The 26,482-nt window shown below is 50.5% G+C and carries 22 protein-coding genes, 2 pseudogenes and 2 riboswitches; of the genes and pseudogenes, 3 read left to right on the top strand and 21 right to left on the bottom strand.

The window, feature by feature from the left end:
* Positions 1-5: 5 nt before the first annotated feature.
* From LLG09_01855 to LLG09_01875, 5 genes are all read right to left on the bottom strand, one after another.
* Positions 6-542 (bottom strand): signal peptidase I, encoded by a 537-nt coding sequence (locus LLG09_01855; protein MCE5195864.1) that lies wholly within the window; start codon positions 540-542, stop codon positions 6-8.
* Positions 539-1,963 carry a carboxypeptidase-like regulatory domain-containing protein gene (locus tag LLG09_01860; GenBank protein MCE5195865.1) on the bottom strand — a complete coding sequence of 475 codons (1,425 nt, stop codon included), beginning with the start codon at positions 1,961-1,963 and terminating at the stop codon, positions 539-541. Before LLG09_01860 ends, LLG09_01855 begins: the two co-directional genes overlap by 4 nt.
* Positions 1,964-2,072: 109 nt before the next feature.
* Positions 2,073-2,741, bottom strand: coding sequence for a hypothetical protein (locus LLG09_01865; GenBank protein ID MCE5195866.1), 669 nt, complete (start codon positions 2,739-2,741; stop codon positions 2,073-2,075).
* Positions 2,742-3,176: 435 nt separating this feature from the next.
* A riboswitch (cyclic di-GMP riboswitch) is annotated at positions 3,177-3,263 on the bottom strand.
* 125 nt (positions 3,264-3,388) lie between these two features.
* Positions 3,389-3,475: riboswitch (cyclic di-GMP riboswitch) on the bottom strand.
* Positions 3,476-3,651: 176 nt separating this feature from the next.
* Positions 3,652-4,056 carry a large-conductance mechanosensitive channel protein MscL gene (gene mscL, locus LLG09_01870; protein ID MCE5195867.1) on the bottom strand — a complete coding sequence of 135 codons (405 nt, stop codon included), beginning with the start codon at positions 4,054-4,056 and terminating at the stop codon, positions 3,652-3,654.
* 133 nt (positions 4,057-4,189) lie between these two features.
* Entirely contained in the window at positions 4,190-5,095 is a 906-nt protein-coding gene (locus tag LLG09_01875) for a LysR family transcriptional regulator (protein MCE5195868.1), read from the bottom strand.
* A gap of 123 nt (positions 5,096-5,218) precedes the next feature.
* Between LLG09_01875 and LLG09_01880 the strand changes: the two genes are divergently transcribed.
* Positions 5,219-5,803 carry a chromate transporter gene (locus tag LLG09_01880; GenBank protein MCE5195869.1) on the top strand — a complete coding sequence of 195 codons (585 nt, stop codon included), beginning with the start codon at positions 5,219-5,221 and terminating at the stop codon, positions 5,801-5,803.
* Complete coding sequence (locus tag LLG09_01885) at positions 5,790-6,362, top strand: chromate transporter (protein ID MCE5195870.1); 573 nt, start codon at positions 5,790-5,792, stop codon at positions 6,360-6,362. The genes LLG09_01880 and LLG09_01885 overlap by 14 nt, the downstream gene beginning before the upstream one ends.
* Before the next feature lie 87 nt (positions 6,363-6,449).
* On the opposite strand, the gene nadC is transcribed toward LLG09_01885, so the two are convergent.
* From nadC to LLG09_01935, 10 genes are all read right to left on the bottom strand, one after another.
* On the bottom strand, positions 6,450-7,292 hold the full coding sequence (gene nadC, locus LLG09_01890; GenBank protein MCE5195871.1) for a carboxylating nicotinate-nucleotide diphosphorylase: 843 nt from the start codon (positions 7,290-7,292) through the stop codon (positions 6,450-6,452).
* Positions 7,293-7,358: 66 nt separating this feature from the next.
* Positions 7,359-8,315 carry a quinolinate synthase NadA gene (nadA, locus tag LLG09_01895; GenBank protein ID MCE5195872.1) on the bottom strand — a complete coding sequence of 319 codons (957 nt, stop codon included), beginning with the start codon at positions 8,313-8,315 and terminating at the stop codon, positions 7,359-7,361.
* Positions 8,239-8,826 carry a transcription repressor NadR gene (locus LLG09_01900; protein MCE5195873.1) on the bottom strand — a complete coding sequence of 196 codons (588 nt, stop codon included), beginning with the start codon at positions 8,824-8,826 and terminating at the stop codon, positions 8,239-8,241. The genes nadA and LLG09_01900 overlap by 77 nt, the downstream gene beginning before the upstream one ends.
* Positions 8,827-9,267: 441 nt before the next feature.
* A complete protein-coding gene (locus tag LLG09_01905; GenBank protein MCE5195874.1) occupies positions 9,268-9,525 on the bottom strand; it encodes a hypothetical protein in 258 nt (85 codons plus the stop codon).
* Positions 9,526-9,537: 12 nt separating this feature from the next.
* On the bottom strand, positions 9,538-9,714 hold the full coding sequence (locus tag LLG09_01910; protein MCE5195875.1) for a hypothetical protein: 177 nt from the start codon (positions 9,712-9,714) through the stop codon (positions 9,538-9,540).
* A gap of 153 nt (positions 9,715-9,867) precedes the next feature.
* Positions 9,868-10,551 (bottom strand): Type 1 glutamine amidotransferase-like domain-containing protein, encoded by a 684-nt coding sequence (locus LLG09_01915; GenBank protein MCE5195876.1) that lies wholly within the window; start codon positions 10,549-10,551, stop codon positions 9,868-9,870.
* A complete protein-coding gene (locus LLG09_01920; protein ID MCE5195877.1) occupies positions 10,548-11,834 on the bottom strand; it encodes a hypothetical protein in 1,287 nt (428 codons plus the stop codon). Before LLG09_01920 ends, LLG09_01915 begins: the two co-directional genes overlap by 4 nt.
* Positions 11,835-11,947: 113 nt before the next feature.
* Entirely contained in the window at positions 11,948-12,379 is a 432-nt protein-coding gene (locus LLG09_01925) for a DNA-binding protein (GenBank protein ID MCE5195878.1), read from the bottom strand.
* A gap of 40 nt (positions 12,380-12,419) precedes the next feature.
* A complete protein-coding gene (locus LLG09_01930; protein MCE5195879.1) occupies positions 12,420-13,745 on the bottom strand; it encodes a sodium:proton antiporter in 1,326 nt (441 codons plus the stop codon).
* 105 nt (positions 13,746-13,850) lie between these two features.
* A complete protein-coding gene (locus LLG09_01935) occupies positions 13,851-14,411 on the bottom strand; it encodes a gamma carbonic anhydrase family protein (protein MCE5195880.1) in 561 nt (186 codons plus the stop codon).
* Between the two features lie 573 nt (positions 14,412-14,984).
* On the opposite strand from LLG09_01935, the gene LLG09_01940 reads away from it, so the two are divergent.
* Positions 14,985-16,421: a hypothetical protein gene (locus tag LLG09_01940; GenBank protein MCE5195881.1), complete on the top strand. Its 1,437-nt coding sequence runs from the start codon at positions 14,985-14,987 to the stop codon at positions 16,419-16,421.
* 387 nt (positions 16,422-16,808) lie between these two features.
* Here LLG09_01940 and LLG09_01945 read toward each other — a convergent pair.
* The 6 genes and pseudogenes from LLG09_01945 to LLG09_01970 form a co-directional block, all read right to left on the bottom strand.
* Positions 16,809-19,193 (bottom strand): annotated as a pseudogene (locus LLG09_01945) (phosphoketolase family protein).
* A 277-nt stretch (positions 19,194-19,470) separates the two neighbouring features.
* A pseudogene (locus LLG09_01950) lies at positions 19,471-19,608 on the bottom strand (sodium/proton-translocating pyrophosphatase).
* A gap of 69 nt (positions 19,609-19,677) precedes the next feature.
* Positions 19,678-21,090 carry a hypothetical protein gene (locus tag LLG09_01955; GenBank protein MCE5195882.1) on the bottom strand — a complete coding sequence of 471 codons (1,413 nt, stop codon included), beginning with the start codon at positions 21,088-21,090 and terminating at the stop codon, positions 19,678-19,680.
* A gap of 137 nt (positions 21,091-21,227) precedes the next feature.
* On the bottom strand, positions 21,228-21,791 hold the full coding sequence (locus LLG09_01960; protein ID MCE5195883.1) for a transposase: 564 nt from the start codon (positions 21,789-21,791) through the stop codon (positions 21,228-21,230).
* Between the two features lie 168 nt (positions 21,792-21,959).
* Positions 21,960-24,983 (bottom strand): DEAD/DEAH box helicase family protein, encoded by a 3,024-nt coding sequence (locus tag LLG09_01965; protein MCE5195884.1) that lies wholly within the window; start codon positions 24,981-24,983, stop codon positions 21,960-21,962.
* 13 nt (positions 24,984-24,996) lie between these two features.
* A partial coding sequence (locus tag LLG09_01970; GenBank protein ID MCE5195885.1) for a site-specific DNA-methyltransferase occupies positions 24,997-26,482 on the bottom strand: 1,486 nt, incomplete at its 5' end.

Genomic DNA, 26,482 nt, shown 5'->3' on the forward strand with positions numbered 1-26,482 from the left:
TTTCATCACTGCTTTGGTTTATTTTTATACTCCCGGATGGCGTCTGCCGCATAGGGTACCGCAAACAAGAGGATCGCCAGCAACGCCGTCAGATAAATGCCCTGTTTCGTTTTGAGAAAATAGATCAGCTTACCCAAACCGGACAAGCGCAGCACGACTTTCCCTTCCACTTGCGACAAAGCAATGGCCGGATCCGCCACATTATTGGCATCGCCTTTGGTCACCAACTGATCCCCCTGCACAGAAAGAAGACGGTGCGTCACTAAGCTCGCACCGGAACGGTAAGTGATCACATCGTTCACGGCATACTCTGCCTGCTGATGAATGATCAAAAGATCGCCGACCTGGATTTCCGGCAGCATGCTGCCGGAAACCACGACGACCTGGGCATAACCGAAAATCTTCGGCAATTCGTTTTTTTGAAAAAACTGTGCGCTGATTACATAAAGATTAAACAGAATGATCAGACTCAAAAAAACAAGGAACAGATTGCGTAGGACAATTTTCCAACCCGGTAATTTCAGCGCTGTCCTTGTTTTCATTGAAAGGTACCTCCAATCAAAATATCCAGAATATAGAGAGGATTCCCCTGCTGCATCCCGATTGTGGTGTCGATGCTGTCGGAGGTATCCTGCCACTGCCATTCCAATGTGTAAAAAGTCTCACTTTTGGCAGCCAGCGTCAGATTGAGCAGGCTGACATCCTCTGCCGATTTCCAGTCGTAATACTGATTTGTGCCTCTCGGGATCACACCTTGCGACAGGCGGTAACGCATCGGCAGCCTGGGAAAATTCTGATCCTCTTCCCGGAGCCGGATCTGGAAAACAACGGCAAAGTTCTCCGGGTTTTTGATCTTAAAGATATATCTGCCGGTGGCGCCGGGCGCAATCACGGTTTGCCCGCCGATTTTGCTGACGCCGGTATTGCCGTCGCGCGGCGCAAAAATATCGACGGCGGTGGCCTGCTGCCAGACCCGGGCGGGGGCAATGGTATCCGTGACAATCAGGTTGGGAGCCCTGTTTGGGGTTTGCGCAGCCGGCAGACCGGGATCAGCCGGCAGCACAGGGGTGGTCGGGTTGGTTGGCGTGGATGGCTCCGCCGGAATCACCGGGTCCGGCTTGCCCGGCACCGTTGGCGTCAGCGGCCCTTCCGGCGGCAACGGCTCGCCCGGGTTGGTGGGATTCGTCGGATTGGTCGGATTCGTCGGATTGGTCGGATTGGTGGGATTCGTCGGGGTGCTGCTGCCGCCGTCCTGCGGGCTGAGATCACCCGGCAGGATTGGATGAACGGACAAATCGGGCTGACCCGCTTCGCTTGGCAGCACCGTATCCGGATCCAGAACAATCGTCTCCTGCTCCCCTTCGCCTTTTAATTCCACCACCAGGTTGATGACCGTGACTTCCAAAGGAATCTTGATCAGATAATGGCCATTGCCAAGCCGGATGGTTTGTTTGATTCTTAAGGAATTGACGCCGGTAAAGGTGACCGTGCTGGAGGCAAGCCGCCTGCTTCCCTCAATGACGCTGATCGTATGCTGCCCTTCGCTGACACGTAAGAATTCAAAGTTGCCGTTCGCATCGGTAACGGTATAGCGCACATCGCTTCTCAGTTCGACGATACCGTTGCGATACGGCCTGCCGTCGGTATACATAACCGTGCCCGAAATGTCAAACTGGTATAAGGTGACCGGCTGTGCTTCGCCGCTCTGTCCGCTTTCACCCAAGTCGAGCTCAATCGTATCCACGATGCGCCCGGTGAAATCATCCAGATTTGCCTGCTTGCCAATCAAGTAGCCGATATAGCTGAAAGAAAGGGAGAGCAGCAGCAACAACAAAAGCAGCAGCCACCATAAACGCCGGAGTGTGGTCTGCTTTTCCTGCGTTTCCGTCATTTTTATTGTCGTTTCATGATTCGACTGAGCCAGGCAGATCACCTCCTCCGCAGTTTTTAATTTCGGCAGCAAGAAAGAAAACCCCCGGCAAAGCTGGTCTTATTCACCTTTGCCGGGGTCTCTATGCCAGCTTTTTGCTGCTCTGAGTCATTAACTGGGTAAGTCATTAAAGAGTTATATATTACGGGTTAACGTTAAGTTGAGTCACTGTAACTTCAATCGACAGAGTTATTTCTGGAGTCCCATCTATACCAAGAGCTGTATCAATAGCGTCAGATTGTTGAACTGCTGCACCAACAGCCTCGAAGTCCCATGTCCAATGTAATATTTGGGTAGATGTCCCATCCGTATCTTCAAGGGAAGCGATCGCAAGAGCAGTACTTAAGTTAGCTAAAGTCTTATAGCTCGCAGGAGTTACAGCATCGTATACTCCAGTTAAAACGGCAGAATATCTTTGTGTATTTGCACCTATAGTATAATATACAGGTACAAAATCTGTATTAGTTTCAGAAATTACAAAATCTGCTTTTACATCAACTTCGCCAGTGTTGTTTACTTCAATTGGAACTTCTCCGGTTGTTCCCGGAGCAATCACTTCATTTGCTGCGCCATCACCGATGATACCAGTGTCCTCCGCCATGGTGAAAATATCAAATGTATCAGTTGCAGTCGCAGTATCGAGTAACCCAGCGTCAGTATCGTTGACATCAAATTCGAATAAAGCTACCCGAATCGTATCAGTTGCAGTTACTTCCTTCGTATACTTGGCATACGTTCCAGAGACGAGCGGCAGGGTTACGAGCGTTAGAACCATGACCAGGACGCTCAGTTTTAAGAAAAGTTTTTTCATTACTTACACTCCTTTTATTATTTTGAATTTTATTTACAGCCATTTTGCCGGCTATATTCACGTTTTCTAGGTTATTCTCATCATTTTCTTGATTTTTTGTCAGCTGCCGGCAGATTAGCACCGGTTTGACGTTCTATTTTTGCTTTTTAAGGTTTTTCTGTGGTTCGCATGGGATCTTAGTGTCTGATTAGTAAGGATCAATAAAAACGAGCATCTCTCCGCTTGACTCGGGCACCGCCGGGTCCAACTCACATTCATCTGAGCCCCCTTTGTTCTGAATTTTCGTTCCCTGTTCTTCTGTCATTTCAAGAATTCTATGAGTAATAACCGATTGGCCACCCTAGAAGAGATCAAATCTCCAACCTCGAGGTCAGTGGTTAGAACTTCCCTGATTCAAATGCGATGACCGATAAAAAAAGTCCGGCCGCAACGAAAACTTGCGGTCGGACGGTCATCACATCGTAATGTTTTAGACTCCTGACTTTGCGTCCTAACCTTTCGGTTAGTTTGCCCGGGAACACCGATTCATTTTGTAAATGCTCTGATTTGCTGAGGTTGCAATATACCCTATGGCAAGAATTGTCAATTGCAATGCTCAATTTTTCGCTGGATCCACGACCGATAAAAAAAGTCCGGCCGCAAATAAAGCTTGCGGTCGGACGGTCATCACATCGTAATGTTTTAGACTCCTGACTTTGCGTCCTAATCTTTCGATTAGTTTGCCCTGAAGTTTGATTCAATTGGATCACTCTTGCTTACTGACCACATCTTATAACAGTAAAGACCTCTTGTCAATAGCCTTAATGCGTTTTTTGAAAATTATTTTTTTCTTGCTGCCCGGCAGCTGCCGTTTTGTACCCCGGGCGTTCCCGGTCTTCCGTCTTTTTCCGAACCGACCGGTTTGCCGGTCCTAGCTTTGACTTTTTGCTTGCAGGAGATCTCTGATTTCAGCCAGCAGCACTTCTTCTTTGGAAGGAGCCGGCGGAATGACCGGCGCTGCTTTCTCTTTTTTCTTAAAGGAGGAAAGCAGTTTGATCATCAGAAAAATCGCCAGGGCGACAATCAAAAAGTCGATGACGGATTGCAGAAAAGCGCCATATTTCAAGGCGACTTCTCCGCTTGTCGCGCTGGCGGGATTGATGATCACTTTCAAGCCGGCCAGATTAATCCTGCCTAAAATCACGCTGAGCAGCGGCATCACGATATCGTTGACCAGCGACGTGACGATTTTTCCGAAGGCGCCGCCGATAATCACGCCGACTGCCAGATCAATAACATTTCCCCGCATAATAAATTTTTTAAATTCCGAAATCATTTTCAAACCTTCCTTCCGATTCGCAGTGCTGCGAATGACTTCGCTCCCTCAATTTCCGCATGCCGCGCAGAAATTCCTTCCCGTTTGTCTGAATTCTTTGCTCAGGTTCTGTCATCCCGCCAGGCGCTGTCCCTTAGCGGTGCTCATCCGGCGGCGCAGCTTCTTTCCTTACCGGCGACTGCCTGCACATTGCGATAAAAGCCTGCGCCGCGACGGAAAGCAGCTTGTTCTTGTGCCGGATGATCGTGAATTTACGTTTCAACTGCAAACCCTGCACCCGAACCAGCGCAATCTCCTGCCGCTGCAGTTTTTCTTCCACCAGAATGTAAGGCAAAACGGAGAGCCCCAGCCCGCGGCTGACCGCATTGACCAGCGCGGTTGTGCTGGTACTCTCCCAGATTGGCCGCACGGCAAGGTTCTGGGCTGCCAGAATCTGATCGAATAATTCTCTGGTGCCGCTGCCTTTTTCCCGCAGGAGGAAGGGTTCGGCCAGAAATTGATCCAGCGCGATCGGCTCAGCGTTGCTGAATCGATGGTTGACCGGGCAGACTGCAACCAATTCATCGTCCAGATAAGTTTCCGAAACAATACTGTCCAGATGCGTAACGCCTTCAATCAAGGCAAAATCCAGTTCGCTGGCCGCAATCATTTTTTCAATGGTTTCGGAACTGTCAATCGTCACGAAAATGGCTGTCTGTGGATAACTGATTTTGAATTGCCGCACGTAATCGGGCATAAAGTAGCTGCCGATGGTAATGCTGGCGCCGATGCGCAGTTTTCCGGTGCTGCCCTGGCTGCGCAGATTTGTTTCCATCTCTTCCAACAAATCGAGGATCGGTCTGGCATAGCCGAGTAAGTTCTTGCCGGCTTCCGTCAGATAGAGGTGCCGGGAAATCCGGTCAAACAGCTGAAGATCATATTCTGTTTCCAATTCCTTGATGGTCCGGCTGACTGCCGGCTGAGCCAGGTAAAGCTGTTCGGCGGCTTTGGTAATGCTGTTCCATTCACAGACGGTGACGAATACTTTTAAATGATGCAGTGTCAGGCTTACCCTCTCCTTTCATAACATAATTGTTATGACATTTATCTTATTATACTATTTTACTTGAGTATTGGCAAGCCTTATACTGGACTGAAAGCAAAAGACATGGGAGGCAGCCTCTTGAAACGTGATGCAAAATTTTATACTCTGCTTTTCTTTACTACTTTTCAATTGAGTGCTTTTACCTTTGGCGGCGGTTATGTGATTGTGCCGCTGATGAAAAAGCAGTTCGTGGAAAAACTCGCCTGGATTGATGAAAAAGAAATGCTCGACTTTGCCGCTATCGCTCAGGCCACACCCGGTCCGATGGCAGTCAACGCCGCCACTTTGCTCGGTTATCATCTCGCCGGCATCAAAGGCGCGCTCGTGGCAATTTTCGGCACGGTTCTGCCGCCGTTTATTTTATTATCGGTGATCTCACTCTTCTATACTGCTTTTGCTGCCAACCCAATCGTGAAAAATGTGCTGCGCGCCATGCAGGCTGCCGTCAGCGCGGTGATTTTGGATGTGGTATTTGGCATGGCCGGCTCGATCATCCAAAAAAAGCAGCTGATTGCCTTCTTGCTGATGATTGCCGCTTTTCTTGCCAGCGCGTTCTTTGAGGTTGACGTGATCACGATCATTCTGGTCTGCGCGGCGGTTGGTCTCTTATCTACCCTGATCTCAAAACGGAAAGCAAAGGGGACCTCTGATGATCTATCTTAATTTATTCTGGTCGTTTTTCCAGATCGGTCTCTTCAGCATCGGCGGCGGCTATGCAGCCATGCCCCTGATTCAAAATCAGGTTGTCCGGCTGCACGCCTGGCTGACTCTGCAGGAATTTGGCGATATCGTCACAATTTCCCAGATGACGCCCGGACCGATTGCCATCAATGCAGCCACCTTTGTCGGCACCCGCATCGCAGGATTTGGCGGCGCTCTGACAGCCACCCTGGGCTGTATCCTGCCCTCCTGCCTGATTGTCCTGCTGTTCGCCGCTCTCTACAAGAAATATCAGAATCTGGACACGGTGCAGGGAATTCTCGGCGGCTTGCGCCCGGCGGTGATCGGGCTGATCGCCTCGGCCGGTCTGACCATTCTCAGTCTGGCCATTTGGCATGGTGAAGCGGCTTCGCCGGATCCTGGCAGCATTGATTTTTTGGCGGTTCTCCTGATTGCGCTCTGCCTGTTCTTCCTGCGCAAAAGCAAGCTCAATCCCACCTATATTATGCTGGCAGCCGGTGTGATCGGCGGTCTGCTTTATACTTTATTGCCGCTCGCCTAAAAACTTCAGCGCTCCGCTGCGGCGGAGCAGCCGACGTTCTCCCTAAAAAAGTGTCTGAAGCCGCTTGCCTCAGACACTTTTTTTTATCTATGCTTCATTGACAAAACGTAAACTGATATCCAGGGCTTTGACCGAATGGGTTAGGGCCCCGATGGAGATAAAATCGACCCCGGTTGCCGCAATTTCCCGCAGATCCTTCTCGCCCATGTTGCCGGAGGCTTCCGTCAAGGCTCGGCCGGCGACGACTTGCACCGCCTCTGCCATCTCTGCCGCACTCATATTATCCAGAAGAATCACCTCGGCACCGCCTTGCAGCGCTTCCGTCAGCTGCAGCATATTCTCCACTTCAATTTCTATTTTCATGAGATGCGGCACTTGCCGGCGCACGCCGGCGATGGCCGGCGCAATCCCTCCCGCTGCCGCGATATGATTGTCTTTGATCAGGACACCGTCCGCCAGATTATAGCGATGATTCAGCGCGCCGCCAATCTGCACCGCGTATTTTTCCACCCAACGCAAACCCGGCATGGTTTTACGGGTATCGACAATTTTGGTTTTCGTGCCCTGCACCTGCAGCACGGCAGCGCGGGTCCGGGTCGCGATACCGGACAGATGCTGCAGAAAATTCAAGGCGACACGCTCGCCGCTCAAGATACTGCCGGCCGGTCCGCTGATCTTTGCTAAAATCGTGCCTTTGCTGATCGGATCCCCTTCATTTAGGCAAAATGTACATTGAATCTGCGGATCCAGCAAGAAAAATATGCGCTGCATGACGAACAAACCGCAGACAATTCCCTCTGCCTTGGCGATGACGTTTGCCCGCGCCCACCGCTCGGGAGCAACGGTCGCATTCGTCGTGATATCGCCGTGACCGATATCCTCCTCCAAAGCCAGAAACAATAATTCATCCAACTGCCGGGAATTTTGCATCACAATTTCCTCCTTCGTCCGAATTATTTCTTGATCATTGCTTTGCCGCTTCATTTCTAAAAACTGCTAGGAAAGCGCCAGCATGCGTTCCAGACTGCGCGCCGCTTTTTGTCTGATCTTTTCATCCACTTGCACAACAAATTTTAATTCCTCTAACGCCGCCGCCAGATTCGGCAGCGTCGTTTTTTTCATATTGGCGCAGATCAGGCGCGGGGCGGCCGGATAAAATTGTTTGCCGGGACAAGCCAGCTGAAGCTGATGTAAAATGCCTGCTTCGGTCGCAATGATAAATTCCTGCGCCGGGGAATGAGCGGCAAAATCGATAATCTGAGCCGTGCTGCCGGTGAGATCGGACATCCCTGAGATTTCCGGAGGACATTCCGGATGCACCAGCAGCAAGGCTGCCGGATGCTGCTGTTTGGTCTCGTTCACCTGCTGCACGGTGATAAAGTGATGCGTCGGGCAGAAACCTTTGGCTAAAACGATCTGCTTTTCCGGGCAGAAAGCGGCAAGATAGCGGCCGAGATTTTGGTCCGGCACAAAGATCACTTGCTGTTCCGCTAAGCCCCGCACGATTTTCACGGCATTGGCGGAGGTGCAGCAGATATCGCTGACCGCCTTGACTTCGATGGAGGAGTTGACATAGCAGACGACTGCCGCTTTGGGATACTGCTCTTTCAGCCGCAGAATTTCCTGCGCGTCGATACTGTCGGCCATGGGGCAGCCGGCGCTTCGGTCCGGCAAAAGCACCATGCGCCCGGGGTTCAGGATTTTCGCGGTCTCCGCCATAAAGGTAACACCGCAAAAAACGATCACCTCCGCGCCGGTTGTTTTGGCCATGCGGCTCAATTCCAGGGAATCACCCACAAAATCGGCAATATCCTGAATTTCTGCCGGCTGATAGAGATGCGCCAGAACCACGGCATGGCGTTCCTTTTTTAGTTTTTCAATTTTCTTGATCAGTTCCGTATTCGGCAAAGCTGTTTCCCTCTTCTTTCTGTTTTGTTGCTTCCGCTTTTTCATAAAGCAGCCCGGCGTTGCGCAGGGCGGACTCAATTTGATTCAGCGTTTCTTCGTCTGCCGCTTCCACGGTATGCATGTGGATGCCATCGGTGATGGTGGTGAGCATCAGCGAACGGCTGGCGCGGACTCTCTGCAGCCAGGACTCAACGGCCGCCAATGAGCCGAGCATCAGGCTGCCGGTAATTTCCCCGTAGATCGGATGATCCACAATCACGTCGCGCACCAGACCGCCCTGCCGCACGATCATTTTCAGTTCCACCTCTGCTTCCGGCAGCGTTTTATGATAACAGGTGAACACCTTCAGACAACGGTTTTTGGCAGCGCTGCCCAGATAAATATAACCGGCAACGGTAGAAAGCAGCGGCTGACCGCCTGCTTTGAGCAAAGCGATATCTTGCACAACGATCTGTCTCGTCACACCCAGCAGCAGCGCCAGTTCGCTGCCGGTGATCGGTTTATCCGCCCGGCTGATGACCTCCAGGATCTTTTCCCTTCTGTTGTTTGCATCCATCCGCTCACCCCTCCCGGTTTGTTTTCTATTTGCATTATAGCGGAGTTTGCGGCAATGTCAACAGCTGTATATACAGCTGACAAGAAATGCTGGCAAAGCCTGAATTCAGACAAAAAGAAAGGCATAAAGAGCAAAAAAACAAAGAATCTGTCCGGCTCGAACCATTCTCTGCTTTCAGCTGAAAGGAAAGAGCAAACCACGCTCAGATTTCTGTTCGATTTTTTAGACATCAACAGAGGGTAAGGCACCGTTCCTGAAGATCCTTTTACTTCGCTTAAAAAGCCGGCCGCTTGCTCCTGCGTTTTACCGGCCGGGCGATTCCAGTACAGAGTTTAACTGCCGTCGTCGTTCCATGCACAATCGGCCCGGCTGCTTTTTTGAGATAAAAAAAGAACCTTCGGTTGAGGCGCCGAAGGTCCTGCTGTTTGCCATGGACTTGCTTTATTCGAGATTGAGAAAATTCTTCTTGCGCAGATACTCTTCTTCACTGATCTCGCCTTTGGCCAGTTTCATTTTCAATAAATCCAAAATATCCGCATTTGCTTGATTCTTGCTTTTCTTTCCGGTAAAATGCAGAATGGTAAAAATCACAAGCAGCAAAACCGCTGCCATGATCAGCATCATCCAGCCACCCATCAAGAACCTGGATCCGAATCCAAGACAGCGGCCGATTTCGTTGGTCCCTCTCAAAAACATCATTTGATTCACTCCTTATTTGCACAATTCCGCTAATCTTGTAAAGGTTTCCTCGTCGATTTCTCCGTTGATATATCTTAACTGCAGAGTTTCCATCGGATTGATCGGATTACGTTTACCGCTTTTTGTATTCTGATGATCCTTTGCAGCTAAGTAGAAGAGATAAGCTAAAATCAGCAGTGGTATGAGCATGCTGGCATCCCCTTTCGGCTTGATAAAGCGCTTCATTCGTTCCCGGCAGCCGCTCATTGCCGCGCTGCCGGGAACGTAAACTTTATTCTGTGCCGATTATAGCGAAACCTTATGAAGATTTTGTGAAGAATCAGATCCCGCCGGGGATCTTTTCTACTTTCTTTGCACCTGTCCCGCGTGATTGAGATAGCAAAGCAAAGGACTGCCATAGGTTGTCATTTTGCCCTCCGCATCCACACGCAGCAGACTGCCGCTGGGAATGCCGTAACCGCAGGCTCCCTCCCCTTGCAACTGTAATACTTTCTTCAGTTCAACCCAGTCCTCGTCTTCGGCATGGGTGTCAAAGACAGTCGGCACAAACCCGAGACAATCGAATAACGCCGCTGTGCTGTCATCCGCGGGATCTTGCCAGCGCACCCAGGCAGACCCCATCATAATGCTGCCCGCTGACATACCAAAAAACAGCTTCCCCCCCTGACGCAACTGAGCCAGAAAATCAATCAATTGATGCCGCTGCAGCCAGCGCATGCCGTCCTCCACTTCTCCTCCCGAGATGAAAACAGCGTCCGCGTTTTCCAGCGCCTGCTTTACGGCCGCCAGATCGATTTTTGGCCGGGCTAATTGCAACAAGAAGACTTCACCCGCGCCTGCCTCCTGCAGCATACTTTTGATGGATTGAAAAAAGCCCACCTGATCCCCGTTGGCTGCGCCCAGATAGGCAATCCGTGGCCTGACGGTGCCGCATTCGGCGAGAATGGCTTTGATGGCAGCGAGCATAGCCTGCGGGTCACGCGGCCGGCCGCCGGCAAGTAAATAAAGCGGTTTGATTGTACTCATCGGAACATCCCTTTTGCATCAAATTCAAAGTTTGCCTGCGTGCGGCGATATTTCCCTGCCGGTCCGGGCCAAAGATTTGCTGTTGGGGTCAGTATAAATTCGCCGTCTGCGCCGTAGAGCGAAGCCAGCGCTTGCCGGATACGCCGGAAGACGGCTTCGCTTCGGTCTGTCAAAACCAATTCCGCTTCATATTTACTCCCGGTATGCTGTTCCAAATGATAATCGCGAATTTCCGGAATGCCAGCCAATTGCCGGTCAAGCGCCAGGGTGGTCACCAAATCACCGCTTGTTGTAAAAGTGGCGTTCGCGATGCGGCCTTCCACGGCCTGCACCAGGTACCCTTCGCTGTAGTCGCTCATCGGCTGCAAGCGGATCAGATCACCCATATCGAAGCGCACAATTGCCGCCCAGGGATTATCGAAGGTAGTGACCAAAATCCGCCCCAGCTGCGGTCCGCCATGCCGCGCCGCCAGCGGATAAAAGTCGATCCGGCAGAACTCCGTGTTTTGACGGAACAAACCGTCTTCCCCCTGCATCAGGACAAAACCGGTTTCCGTACTGCCGTAAGAGCTGATCAGGGGCGAGGCAAACGCTTTGCGGATTGCCGCCAGATGAATTTGAGACGGAAACTCATAGGTGAAGATAATAGCGGCCGGTGAAAAGAGTTTTTGGCCGTGATCCATCGCCCACCAGGCCAAACGTGCCAGCAAGGAAGGATTGGCTTCCAGAATCACCGGCTGAAAAAGCGCCAGCTCTCTCGCCATGCGTTCCAGATGACGGGGCTGCCAGGCGATCACGTTAATCTTCTCGTTGAGATATAACGTATTCCCCAAAATACGATGATCCATCGGTAAATCTTCTTCGCAGTGAATGCCAATGTTCAGGGCGCTGGCAAGCTTCGCCTGCTTCTGAGGATAGCTTAGCCGGGCGGTATGGGCGTTCAAGCGCCAGGACGCCGCCTCCGAAGCATTCCACCATTTCTGATTCCAAAGGTTGATCACTTTCTCACCGGTACTGCCGCTGGTAAAGGTGTATTCTATTTCGTCCCGGGCCAGCGCCTCCTCCACCTGCAAGGAATTGGGCACCAGACCATTCGGAAAATTCTCTCTCATTGTCTGCTTGGTCAGTTCCGGCAGCGCGGCATATCTTTGCTCCAGCGCGGTTCCGCTGCCGGGATCAGCAGCCCGCCAGGATGCGTAGACAGGTACCGAGTTCAAAGCAATTTCCAGCGCCCTCAGCGATTTTTTTTGATATTCCGATTGGTTAAACTCTTGCTTTTGCATTGTGTTTGGTCTGTCCTCCTTTGCTGTCTCCGCCCCGGCAACCCAAAAATCGCTCATTTCCGGGCGGCGACAGCCTGTTTTGTCATTCTGCCTGCCGATTCGCCTGCGTGCTGTCAGACTTTTTCCACGAGCTGGCTGATCTGCTCACTGATCGGCTGGCGTGTCAGCGTTTGTCCCAGCAATTCCTGAATGACAATTTCACAAACAAATAAAATACGGCTTTCTTCCAAATGGCCGGCAACCGCTTTGTCGGCGTCGGAAACCACCACATGCAGATGCGGTATGCCATCCGCAATTACCCCTTGAATCGCGCAAACCTCCAGCGGTGTATCCAGCCATTCCGGATAAACAAATTCAGGCGGCAGCTTTGTGTTGACCGCCGTATGCAAGCGGCAACGGTCAAATGTAGCGATACCGGAGGCAATATAGCCGTCGCGGATTCCCGCTTCGGCGATGACCTGCCGGATCCCTGCCAAGATCAATTCACCCGGTTCCAATCTGACAACAATCGTGCGGCCCGGTTTCGCCTGGTCAAAGTACTTCATAAAAAAATCCCCCTTCGTGTTGCTGATCACCGATCTGGGCTCAGCGAATTGATTTGATCTTTCCATTGGCATGGCGCCAATTGCGCAGCAATCCCCAAAGTGGCAGCAGCCAGAGAAAGACTGCCCATGGAATGGCAGCCGCCGTCACACCCAAAAGGCTCAAAGGAATCGCGCAGGCCGTATTCCAGGGAATCAGACCTGCGATGGTCACTGTGGAATCCGCCATATCCAGCATCAACTGATTCGGCGCAATGTTGCGCTTTTCGTAAATCGGCCGCATTAACTGAGCTTCCAACAGTAAGGACAGGGTTTGGTTGCAGGCGATGGCGGATACCGGCAAACTGGTTAGGACCATGACGGGAAACAAACCGATTTGAGCGGCAAATTGATCCAGGCGGGCAAGAACGCCGGCCAGCATGTTCGTGCCTTTGAGAATACCGGAAAAAGTGGCGGAAATCCCCATGATTAATATCGCGTTCTTCATACTGAACATGCCGCCGCCGTTGAAAATTGCCGTGGAATTGCCGGGAGCCGTATAGCCGAAAAACAAGATTCCGAGCAGATTAAGCAACGTCTGCCCTTGCAGCAGCATCGCCAGCAAAACAGCAAGAACGATACTGACCGCCATGGCAGATTTGATTTTTATTTTGAACACTGGCGCCAGCAAAATCACCGCCACCGGCAGCAGCATCCAGAGGGACAGATGAAAGGAAGACAAAATGGAAGCGGTCACCCGCTCCACACTGCCATTGAGCGGGGAAAAAAAGCTGACGACGGCATAGAAGGCGGTTGTGAGCAGCATCGGCGCGAGACAGTCGCGCAGCATCAGCTTGACATTGGCATAGAGCTCTGTTCCGGTCAGATAGGCAACCAAGTTAGCGCAGCTGGAAGCAGGACTGGCGCGGTCGCCAAAATAAACGCCGGAAATAACCGCTCCGGCCGTCAGCACCGGATTGACACCACCGGCATTGGCCAGAACCATCAGCACGACGCCAATCGTACCGCAGGTTCCGATACTGGTGCCGATCAGATAGGAGACGGCAACCGAAAGCAGGAAAGAAAATAAGATAAAAGTTTGCGGCGCAATCAGATGAATACCATAATACACCAGAAACGGAATCGTGCCGCAGGCACGCCAGACGCCGGTCATACTGCCGATCAGCAGCAGAATACTCATGACCATCAAGCTGTCGCGCACCCCGCGCCACATCATTCGTCCCACAGCAAGCGGTTTATGTCCCAAAGCAAGCGCAGCAAAGACAAAAGCAACGGCGCCGGCCGTCAGACCGTAAAGAATGCTGCTGCCGGAGATCACACAAAACATGAGAGAGCCGATCAGTACGGAGATGGCAATCATAAAAGGCATAAAAGACCTTCTTTCTGTATCTGCAGCATTACCCGGAATCCTGAAAAGCGCGATCAGGCCCTACCCTCCGGCTCTCTCTGCATACAGGAATGCCTGCAAATGTTCCTAAAGTTTTTTGAGACTCATTCTGTTGCCTTCTTGATGCGCCATTGCCAGCTGATAATAATGTTGGGCATGCTCCCTTCTGGCGCTGATTGATTCCTCCGGCAGCGTTTTCACCACTTTCGCCGGCATGCCCAAAACAACGGAAAAGGGTGGGATCACCGTCCCTTTGGTTACCACAGCCCCCGCCCCCACGATCGACCCCCTGCCAATGACGGCGCCGTCCAGAATGACCGCGCCCATGCCGATCAGACAATAGTCTTCGACCAGGCAGGCATGCAGAATACAGCCATGGCCCACTGTGACATACTCGCCTAAAATCGTCGGCAGTCCCTGCGTTAAACCGCTGCCTTCTCCGCTGTCTTCGTGTATGGTGCTGTTGTCCTGGATGTTGCTGAACTTACCGATGCGAATTGGATTCACATCGGCACGCAGGACCGCGTTATACCAAACACTGACGCCTTCCGCTAAGGTTACCTCACCGATGATCTTCGCGCCGGGTGCGAGCATGGTATTTTGATGGATGACAGGACTTTTATTTTGAAACTGATAAATTTCACTCATCCGGTTCCCTCCGATATTGGATTTGTTGAGGCTTGACTGCCCAAGACAGGGCACTGTCTGCTCTTCCGCTCCATTGTTCGATAACCGGGAGGATATTTCCTTTTGTCTTCGCTTGATCTGTTAAAAAAGAGTTGGTCCGCATCAAAACCAGAAAAAATGCTCATTGTCTGTGCAGTTACAAGACGGTAAGCTGCAAATTCCCTGTTTCTCCCCATGCAAAACGGAATCCGCTGAGATGGAAGGGCAGTTTCCGGCGCCTCCCTACGCATTGATGCGGTTTTCAAAGGATTGTCTCGCTAGAGTGATTCTGCCATTTTTCTAATGCCTCCAAATCATTGGAAAACAATCCAGAATAGACTAGAAATAATTTATCGGGTCTCTCGTTTACGCTATAATACCGCAGCGCAAGCGTTTGTTGCTTTAGTGATAAAATTCAGTGCAGGCATCCATCGTCATCTCTGAAATTCTTCCTAAGCTTGTATCTCTGAGCTTGCAAAATACTTCGCTGATCGTTATAATAAGAATGCGGAGCAAATCTGCACGAGATTCAATTTGATAGAGGAGGAACTGCTCATGTTGAAAACCGATGTTTTTACCCCTTCGGCATTCACTTCAGAAGGCAGCCTGACGCTGCGCGGTGTGAAGGTACCCTACCATACCGTCTGCGAAGACAACGTCTTTTATGATGATGAAGGAAAACCGATGGCATCCATCTTTTCTTACTCGTATTTCCGTTCCGATGTCACCGATTTGAAATCCCGTCCGGTGCTGTTTGGCTTTAACGGCGGTCCGGGCACCTCTTCGATGATGGTTCATGTAGGATTTTTAAGTACAAAGCGGGTAAAATACGGTGAAGTCGATGCCGATGGCCTGCCGCTGCCGCCTTACGAATCCTGCGATAATGCGCAGTGTCTGCTGGATATTGCCGATCTGGTCCTGATTGATCCGGTTGGTACCGGTTTTGGCCGTTTGCTGAACGAAGCGAACAAAGATCAGTTTTACGGCATCGAACCGGATGCGGAAGCCATCCTCACCTTCATTCAAGCGTGGTTGGCCCGCTACAACCGTTGGGAAAGTCCCAAATATATGGTCGGCGAAAGTTATGGCTGCACCCGTGCCAGCACGGTTGCCGGCATGGGATCTCTGATTGGTTCCGACCGCGCTTATAGTGTTACTTTCGACGGTATTATTATGATTGGCAACACCGTCACGGTTGGCAAATCCTTCGGGGATAAAGCTCCGGTCTATCCGGCGGTCTTGGCCTTCCCGACGCTCGCCGCTGTCAACTGGTATCACAATCACCCTTCCGGGCAGACAGTGGAAGCATTCGTTGCCGAAGCAAAACAATTTGCCGACAGCGAATATTTATTGGCGCTGTATCAAGGTGAAGCATTGAGCGCAGAAACCCGTGAGCATATCATCGAACGCGTCATCTACTATAGCGGGGTTTCCCGCGAATACCTGGAAAAACGCAATCTTGTGGTGGAAGATGTTGAGTATCGCAGCCAGGTAGCCCGCAAGAAAGGCCGCTCCGTGGCCCGCCTGGACGGCAGAATCACCCGTCCTTTATATGACCCGCTGCTCGATGAACAGCAATGGGGAGTGCGTGATGACCCTGCCGAAGGGAAGTACAACGCTTTCTTCCAATCCGTGCTCTGCGGCGAAGTCTTCCCGATGCTGAATATCAAATGGGATCGTAATTTCGTCAATTCTCATTCCCTGTACGCAAATTGGAATAACGAAATCAAAGGCCGCAACACCGCGCAAAGTCTCAGCGCCGCCATGCGCCGGACGCCCGGCATGCGCACCTTCTTTGCCAATGGCTGGTATGATATCTGCACACAGACCGGAATCCTTTATTATACTTTGAATCACGCCGGCTTGCCGATGGACCGCGTCTACTTCAAGGGTTATGAATCGGGACATATGGCATACCTTGGTGAAAAAAACATTCAAGCGCTGACCGATGACATGTATACCTTCATTCAGGGCGGCAATCCCTGCAAATAACTTAACCTCAAGGGAAAAAAGCTGCCCTACCCTGCAGAAAATTCAGCAGGGCGGGGCGGCTTGCTTTTTCCAGGCAATTGCCGGAGCTTTTGTCATTCTACTGCCTTCGTCCGCAGGTTGTTCTTGGATTTCCATGCTCAACTCCAATTGCCGGCTGACGGCGAGCCCCATGGCGGACTGTCCTCCCGGCGTGCGACCATTACCGCCCGCCGGAAAATCTGCGCGGTCAAAAATTTGGCTGCGCCATCTTTCTTTTTCAGCTCATTGCAATAGGAAGCTTGCAAAAAATGATCAGGAAGATCGACTGCATGGACCGAAAGATTGATTTTTATGATCTCTGAGGTTGCCCTGCCGGTCGCCTCCTTTTTTTTGACGATTCTTTTCCGGCAAATGCCATTGCCAATTGACGACTTCATCCAGATCCTGACCGTTTGTATGGGTATACTGTTCGTGTTCCACCAGTTTATCATTCATCTGCTGCACCAGATAAGCGCCCCGGTTGCCCAATTGCGGCAGGCGCAGAATCACTTTTTTGACCAGGTCAAAACGATCCATCTCATTCTGCACGCGCATGTCAAACGGCGTTGTAATGGTACCTTCTTCGCGGTAGCCGCAGACATGCAGATTGCGATTGTGACGGTGGTAAGTTAATTCATGAATCAGTTTGGGATAGCCATGGAAAGCAAAGATAATCGGTTTATCTTTGGTAAAGAGCAGATCATACTCCTCATCCGACAAGCCATGTGAGTGCTGATTGCTCGGCTGCAATTTCATCAGATCCACTACGTTGATCACCCGGATTTTGATCTCCGGCAGATTTTCGCGCAGGATCGTTACCGCCGCCAGGGTTTCCAGCGTAGGCGTATCGCCGCAGCACGCCAAAACGATATCCGGCTCCTGCCCCTGGTCGTTGCTGGCCCAGTCCCAGATGCCGATGCCTTGTGAACAATGCTGCACGGCTTCCGCCATGCTCAGCCATTGCGGACGCGGATGCTTGGAAGTTACCATTACATTGACATAGTTTTTGCTCCGGATACAGTGATCAAAAACGGACAATAAACAGTTGGTATCCGGCGGCAGATAGATGCGGACAACATCCGCTTTTTTGTTGGCAATATGGTCAAGGAATCCCGGATCCTGGTGAGTGAAACCGTTATGATCCTGCTGCCAAACGTTTGAACTCAGGATCAGATTCAGGGAGGCGATCTTCTGCCGCCAGGGCAGCTGATTGCATACCTTCAGCCATTTGGCATGCTGAGCGGCCATGGAATCAATAATACGGATAAATGCTTCATAACTGGCAAAGAAACCATGGCGTCCGGTTAATAAATATCCTTCCAGCCAACCCTCACAAAGATGCTCACTCAGCATCGAGTCCATGACCCGCCCATCGCTCGCCAGAAATTCATCCTGTTCCTTCTGTTCCGCATTCCAGGTGCGGTTTGTCACCTCAAATACTTTATTCAAACGATTGGACATGGTTTCATCCGGTCCAAAGATACGGAAATTTTTGTTTTCGGCATTCAAGCTGAAAATGTCACGCACAAATCCTCCCAGAACCGCCATATCCTGCGCCGCAATGGCTCCCGGCTGCGGAACTTTAACCGCATAATCACGGAAATCCGGCAGCCGCAGGTCTCTGAGCAGTTTCCCGCCGTTGGTATGCGGATTCGCGCCGATTCTGCTGTCGCCTTTCGGGGCTAAAGCAGCCAGTTCCGCAATCAGACGACCTTTTGAATCGAATAACTCTTCCGGATGATAACTGGCCAGCCACGCTTCCAGTAATGCCAGGTGCTCCGGCTTTTGCATCGTGAGCGGAATTTGATGTGCCCGGAAGCTGCCTTCCATTTGCTGACCGTCCACCATTTTCGGTCCGGTCCAGCCTTTGGGGCTGCGGAGGATGATCATTGGCCACAATGGTCTTGTGGTATCCCCTGTCTCGCGCGCATACTTTTGAATCGCTAAAATCTCTTCAATAACGGTATCCAGGGTGGCTGCCATTGCCCGATGCATTGGCATGGCTTCGTCCCCTTCGACAAAATAAGGTTTCCAGCCGCAGCCTTCAAAGAATTTGCGGATTTCTTCCGCTGACATACGGGCAAAAATAGTCGGACTGTTAATTTTATAACCATTGAGATGTAAAATGGGCAAAACGGCGCCATCGTACATTGCATTCAGGAATTTTGTGGAATGCCAGGACGTGGCGAGAGCGCCTGTTTCCGCTTCCCCATCTCCCACAATACAGGCGGCGATTAAACCCGGATTATCAAATACCGCGCCAAACGCATGGGCAATCGAATAACCCAGCTCGCCGCCTTCGTGAATAGAGCCCGGCGTTTCCGGGGCGACATGACTGGAGATACCGCCGGGAAAAGAAAATTGTTTGAACAGCTTTTGCATACCCGCTTCATCCTGACTGATGTTTGGATAGACTTCACTGTAACTGCCTTCCAGATAGGTATGCGCCACAAAAAAGTTCCCGCCATGACCCGGTCCCGAGATCAAAAGCAGATCCAGATCATATTTTTTTATGACACGGTTCAAATGCGTATAGACAAAGCTTTGCCCCGGCACCGTTCCCCAATGCCCGACGATTGTCTTTTTGATATGCTCTGCTGCAAGCGGTTGTTTCAGCAGGGGGTTATCCAATAAATAGAGCTGTCCTACCGCCAGATAATTGGCTGCGCGCCAATAGGCGTTCATGCGGTTGAGGTAAGCCTCTGTAAGGACGCCTTTTTCTTCGCTTCCAGACTGTTGCGTTTCATTTGACACTTTCAGTCCCCTCCTTTTTCGTAAAATAAGCTGTGTTGTTTTTTTTCAGAAAGCTCTCTGCCTGATCTCAGACCAACGAACAAGCCAACCGCAACAACAGTTCCAGTTTACTCTATTTACTACATTTTAGCAATAAGAATCATCAGCTAAAAAAGCAAAGGCGGTGTCGCACACTGTGACATCGCCTTTAACTCATCGGAAGGATTTGCGGAGATCATAAATGTTTTCTTTTTTTTGAAAGTCAGCGATCATTTGCTTTGGGCGGATTGCCGGCTCCTTAAATCAGAGGAGCAATCAGCAGCGCGGTCATGCCGACTAATTTCATGAAAATCAGGATAGAAGGTCCGGCAACGTCCTTCATGGGATCACCGACCGTATCGCCAATAATGGCAGCTTGCAGCTGCGGGCTGCCCTTGAGTGTTAAAAACGATCGGAAGCAATGGATGTCCCGCCCCCCCAGTGATATATGGTGGGAATCCAGGTGTCAAGATAAGGCCTTATATTTTAGGTCAAAAACTACATTTCCATCTACAATAATTTCATAATGATAAACGCCCGGCAGTGGATTGCCACTTAAACTCCGCAGCGCAACCGGCTCGCCATTAATATTTGTTGTAAATTGGTCTTCCATAATCCCAATCCAAGATTTTGTATCAATATCACCAGCTTCATTCGTCATGTATTGTTTCACTGTCCCGCCTATCACTTCTCCTTTTGGAGATTGTACCCAGACTGTCATAGATTCGGGCCCTTTTCTGGTATAGCTATCGTAATATTTATTGGGATCACCCTTTACTGTAATATAAGCAGTTAATTTTTCAATCGTTTCTTTATCATAAGGAACGATTGAAAAATTACTTTCCGCAACAATGATCCCTTTCGGCTTCTCTATTTTGAAAAGTTGAATCGTATAATCGCCGATATTGAGAGGAAGCCAATGATCTTTGTTAAACTTATTTTGCAGAGCAACGTCCTTCAAATTGAGGTAACGGAAAATGATTCCACGCTGAAAAATTTCCCCGTTTTTCTTTATTTTAAAAATTGGCCAGTTATCCAAGGGATAACTAATTCCAACGCCCTCTCCTTGTCTTGTTTGGATAATTCGGAAGGAATACCATGTGCCTTCCTGCAATCCTTTTCCCCTGGCGGTGATTTCTTGGTAGACATGAAATGTTGTTGCTATTTTACCGGTACCATCCACTAATTCTATGCTATTCTCATGATTTATGTTTTTGCTGATCGTTAAACTGTTTTCATGAACTACACTATTTGTGTTTTCCCATAACAGGCCAAATCCAATAATCAGGGCAGCGACCAATCCGATTGCGATATGCCACTTGATTTTAAATAGTCTAAGTACAATTGATAAAAACATATATATAATTGCTATTAAAAAGATAAAAGCATCGCCGGTGGGCACTAAAAATATTGTCAGCCCAAAAAGAAGCAAAACGCTTAAAGTGAAAATGTTGTTCTTCTTCGTTAAAATGAGCGCAATGGCGGGAATAAATCTTGAATAAATGATTATACTTAGTAATCCTTTCGGGGGTCCATTAAAATAAACAACAAATCCGATCATTAATAAGCCCAGTACTATATTTACCGGTTGCCATTTCTTTTTTTCTTTTGTTTTCTTGATATTTTCTTCGGGTGTATATTTCAGTCCCTGCTCTTCTTGTTCTCCGGCAATTTTCTTCGCCGCTTTATTTTTTGATAAGAGATCATGCAAAGTTTTAATAATTCCAACTAGGAAAAGCAAACCGCTGAGTACTGCAATGAGAGAGGCAATTGGATTGAGCGCCTGATTATCGATAACCTGAAGATTTCCTAATGTGAAAAAATCAATGAACAATACAATTATCGCTAAAACGATGAGATGCCAGCCTTTAATCTTCAAAAGACTCCCCCCCTCAACATTGTATTTCACTATCTGTTTCACTATCTTAGAGTGTGTTTATAGGGAAACGCGGAAAATGTACTTTTGCAGTTGTCACTGCAGTTCCGGCAAGCCATTTTTGTTGAAAACCGATCTTTTCAATCTTTGGCAGGACCATCCGCCAGAGCATTGACTTTCTCTGGACGCAGATTGATTCGATACTCAATAGCAGGTTTGTTGAAATTATTTCCGACCTCCTCCCGTTTATTTAGCCCAAGATAAGCGGCATCCCTGTAAACAGCGGTGTCGTCCTCACGAATAAGTTCTGCCGGCTGGTCAATATCGCGAGTATTGGCTGCAGCTGCCGTAAAGGTATGGGTATAGCCAGGTCCCTCATCTGCACCGGCATGTCTTTTCACGCCGAAATGCCATTGGGTTTCCCTTTTTGGTCCGATGCATTTTCGGGCCGCGTTCGTGGGAAGCACTCCTGGTGGGGAAGGCGCCGCGATAATGGCGGCGTCCACAACCGTGCCGCCACGCATGCTTCTGCCGCACTTTTCAAGTCCGTTTTTGATTGTATCAAAGTAGAGTTTGCCGATTCCGTTTTTCTCAAGCGGGCGGCGGAAATGCAGAAGCGTTGTTGCGTCTGGAACCTGTTTTTCCGGAAAGTTGCTGCCCATGAACTTGCGCCTGGCATAACTGTCATAAATAGCATCTTCCAATCCAAAAACAAGATATTTGAATCCGTAAGTTACGAACGCCAGGCGAAGCCTGAAACGCCTTGCTTGGCGTCGGAATCATCACGGATAAGTTCCCTCTACCAGGCTATGCCCTGGAGGTCGCCGCTCATCCCGTGGAAGAGTGACAAGCATACTCCTTAAATGACAGGCTTACCCCTGTACCAGTCTCCATAAGCTGTCGTAGCTATCCACCACATCGTACTTGACATTTTCGCCGCTGATGGCGCGGAAATGCTCGCGGGCGCAGTGGGCTTTGGCTTCCTCGATTTTGCGAAGTTCCATAGAGGACATATCGCCCTTCGTTTCAGCAACAAAGAAAATGTGCTTTACCTTGCCCTCGTAGAAGGCAATCGCCCAATCGGGGTTGTACTTTCCAACGGGGGTGCTGATATAAAAGCCTTTTGGCAGCTTCACATAGACCTCGACCTCCTGGCTGTGGGCTTCAAGCTCGGTAGCAAAGTCCCGCTCGTTGGTAGAGTCATAGATAACATAGTCGTACAGATTCCGCTTGGTTTCCATAGCGTTTACACCCAGGGCACCCTTTTTCAGGTCGGGTTCCGTAAAAATATTCGTGTCGAATGTGGAGGTCAGCTTATCGTAAGTGATATGCTCGATCATCGCCGTGGCTTTCTGCTCATTGATGAGGTTGGCGGCGCGGATGATAAACTCTTCGGGGTTGTCGGCAAACTGGTCAAACACCGCTTTTTCGATGCCGGCCAGAATGGCAGCCACGGCTTTCCGGGTCAAACCTGTTTCAGCTACAATTTTTCCGACAAGGTCATAACGAACCGAACTGCTCGCTTTCATCGTCGTATAGCGGGAGGCGTCTTCCCGAACCATATCGGCGCGAACAAACGCTTCGCCCGCTTGCAGTTGGGCTTTAGACTCGATAGTCTTGGCCTGTTCGCCTTTCTCAACCTTAAAGTATATCTTCGAGATGCGGAGCCTCTTGTTCAATTCCGCGATGGCCTTGGCAACCAGTTCAGCCTCGTCAAAGCCGACGATGTAGTAACTTCTGCCGTTGATACGCGACCACAGTTCCCGGAATGCCTTGCTGTCCAGTTTCGACTGGTCGAGCGTGACCTCCACGTTGTTCTTACGGGCGTTCTCCGGCCTGCCCGCATTGGGGTCATAGACAAAATCCAGCACGGCGATAACGTCCGCAACACGGCCGGCGGCTTCCTCCGGCATTTCAAGCGAATCACTCTTCTTGTCTGCGTAGTATTTTTCGGTCAGTTCGCCATGCCTGACATAGCCGTTCTTTATGAGGCTCTCGTAAATGGCAAGGGCGGTATCCCCGCCGAACTGTTCAGCAAACAGCTGCGCCTCAACCTTGCGCGGACGGTCGGCCACCGCCTCGGCAATTTCGCTTTGCAGCCCTTTGGCAAAGCTTTCGTAGCTTTCGTTTGCGATAACGGTCAGCACATTGACATGGTGAATCTCATCGCGGGAAAGCACGTTCTCATCCATGCGCTCACCGTCCTGGTTGACGGCAAGGCGCAGGCCGCGCCCGACTTCCTGGCGTTTACGGACATCGCTGCCGCTTTGCTTCAGGGTGCAAATCTGGAATACGTTCGGGTTGTCCCAGCCCTCGCGCAGAGCAGAATGGCTGAAGATGAACCGCACCGGCTCATGGCGGTCAAGCAGGCATTCCTTGTTTTTCATAATCAAGTCGTAAGCGTCCGCGTCGTCGGAAGTGCGTTCCTTCTTATCGCCGAGTTTGCTGTCGATCATGCGGCCGCTTTTTTTATCAATAGAAAAGTAGCCCTTATGTGTTTTTTCGGCAGCGATGCCGTCAAGGTATGCCAGGTATGCCGGCGTATCGGTCAGTTCAAGCTGCATACCTTTGACGATCGCCTGATATTCTTCTTCGAACATTTGCGCGTAAACGCCGCCCATGGCGTTACCGTGCGCGTCGTACTGCTTGTACTTCGCCACCTCGTCGATGAAGAACAGCGAGAGGATTTTAATGCCTTTGGAGAACAGCTGCCTTTCCCGCTCGATGTGGGAGAGGATGGTTTCCCGAATCTGAATGCGGCGCAGCTGCTCCTCGCTGACCGAGCCGATCACATCGCCTGCAAACAGCTTCAAGCCGTTTGTAAACTCAACAGAGGAATCGCGCCCGTCAATCCTCAGGACGGTGTAGCCGTTCTTATATTCGGCGAGTTCTCCTGAATTGGCGAAAAGGTTGTAACCCTCGCTGACGACCCTCGCCACCTTGCGGACACCTGAAACTCCCTTGACGTCAAATTCAATAGTCGCCGTCGGGTTGCCTTTGGAGAGGTTGATGCTCTGCACATAAATATACCCTTCGGTGGCGGTGCTGCCGGAAACGGATATGCCCTTGACCGCAATTTTCTTCACGAGACGTTTATTGTAAGCTTCGAGCGCGTCAAGACGGTAAATCATGTTATATACGCTGTCCGCGCGATGGGTCGCCGAGTAGCGGAGCGTCATCAGCGGGGCGAACTCTTTCAGCCGCTCTTTGGTAGCCGCACCCTCCACGGACTGCGGCTCGTCGATAATGAGAATCGGGTTCGTCTTCGCCAAAATGTCGATAGGGCGACGGGAGCGGAATTCGTCCAATTTCATATAGATGCGCCTTGCATCCTTGCCCCTGGCATTGAACGCTTGGCTGTTGATGATCATCACATTTATTGCGCTGTCGGAAGCGAAGCGGTCAATCTCGGTCAGCTGCGCCGAGTTATAGATGAAGAATCGGATTTTCTTGCCGTAGTCCTCAGCAAAATGCTCCTCCGTCATTTGGAAGGACTTGTATACACCCTCGCGGATAGCCACGGACGGGACGACGATGATGAACTTGCTCCAGCCGTAGCGCTTGTTGAGCTCGTACATCGTCTTAATATAGGTGTAGGTCTTTCCCACTCCTGTTTCCATTTCAATGGTCAGATTAAACCGCCCATCCAGCTTATCGGAGGGCCTAATCTGTCCGCCGTGCTGAATGGCGCGGATGTTTTCCAAAACCTTTTCATCCCCAATGGCGACAGGCGCGTTGTTAAAGCCGGTAAAGTTTAGGGCATCGTAAAGCCCCATTTGCCCCAGGCCGGGGTCTATCATGTAGGTCGGCGTGTGGAACGGCTGACCCGCGAACACGTCGCAGACCGCCTTTGCCGCGTCCGCCTGAAACTTCTGATGCCGGAATTGCAGCTTCATGATTGCACCCCCCTTATATCACCCTGACCGTAGTATTTGGCGCGAGAAGTTTGAACATCTCGAACACGTTTATTTTCTCTGGTGAACTGCTGAACCCGCTGTCACGGAACACAGCGCGGAGCGGCTGGCGGCTCGCGATTTCGCTGACTGCCTTTTCACTGATACGCTCCTCGAAACAGGCTATCAGATCGCCACCGTTATAGGTGTGGACGGTGAAGCCATCAATCTTCTCGTGAGTGTGCGGCATGGAGAGGGGAAGCCCCCAGTCCAGCAGGCAACCGAACAGCAAGTCCATATCATTACGGTCGGGCTTGATATTACTTTCCATCATGAAAAGCATATCCTGTGTGGTTTCACCGGCCGCGTAGTATACGTCGTTCATATTCGTGTCATCGAGTTTCAGGACACGGAAACCGATGTCAAGCCCCTGAGCAGTCAAGCCAGCCCCATCTTTGATTTTGTCCCCAGCGCGGCGGATGCGCTCCTTGCCGATTTCACAGATGTTCTTATAGCCCGCTTTGGCGGCTTCCGTCCCCTCGGCGCATACCTCCGGCAACTGCACCATAATAAACTTGCGCTTTCCACCGTCCTCGGCATTCAGTTGCATGACGGCGTGGGCGGTCGTGGCGGAGCCGGAGAAAAAGTCGAGAACTATGTCGGCATCTTTCAAGTCTGCCAGTTTTACAAGTTCCATTAATAACTGTTTGCTCTTAGGGTTATCAAACGGCAGATCAATTTCTTTGCCGATTTGAGAAACCTCAATATCTGTCCAGTTACTTGTGCGAAGCGAAGTATCGGACGGTGCCACCCAGTGCTGCACCCCTCCGCTTTTTCCTGTGGCATTTGGGATACGGCGAATAAAGTCGGTTAACCCTGTCTTTTCGGAATACTCTTCAAGCGTCATCCTGCTTTCAAATTCAGCCTGATATTTTCGATAATTAGCAACGGCTATATCAGCTTTCTCTTTGGAATTACGCCATTGCCCAGTTTCAGGAGTGAACCCCAGAACATCATACCGCATTGTCGGTCTGTCGGCGTTGCTCCAAAACACGTCCCATCTACCTTTGGTTGGCACATTGTCTTTTTCCATACGCAGAGCCTTCATAAGAAATGTTGGGCTTTTGGTATAAACCAAAACATATTCAAATCCAACATTCATGCTGTACAAGCCATTATCAGCAAATTGTGAGTTTAGGCTTTTTACCCTGCGGCGCGTAAGAATTGTGTTTCGGAAGTTGCTTTCCCCGAAAACTTCATCACATATCTTTCTAAGATCCGACAATTCACCATCGTCAATGCTAATGAAAATCACACCGTCGGATGACAGCAGATTCCGCGCCAGCACCAGCCTTGGATACATCATACTGCACCAGTCGGAGTGGAAGCGCCCGTTGGTTTCGGTGTTGCGGAAGAGACGGTCGCCGTCCTCGTCGTACACGCCCGCGTCCTCGTCGTAGTCCTCGCGGCTGGCGGCGAAGTTGTCGCGGTATACAAAATCG

It is taken from the genome of Negativicutes bacterium (assembly GCA_021372785.1).
Taxonomy (GTDB): Bacteria; Bacillota; JAAYKD01; order JAAYKD01; family JAAYKD01; genus JAJFTT01.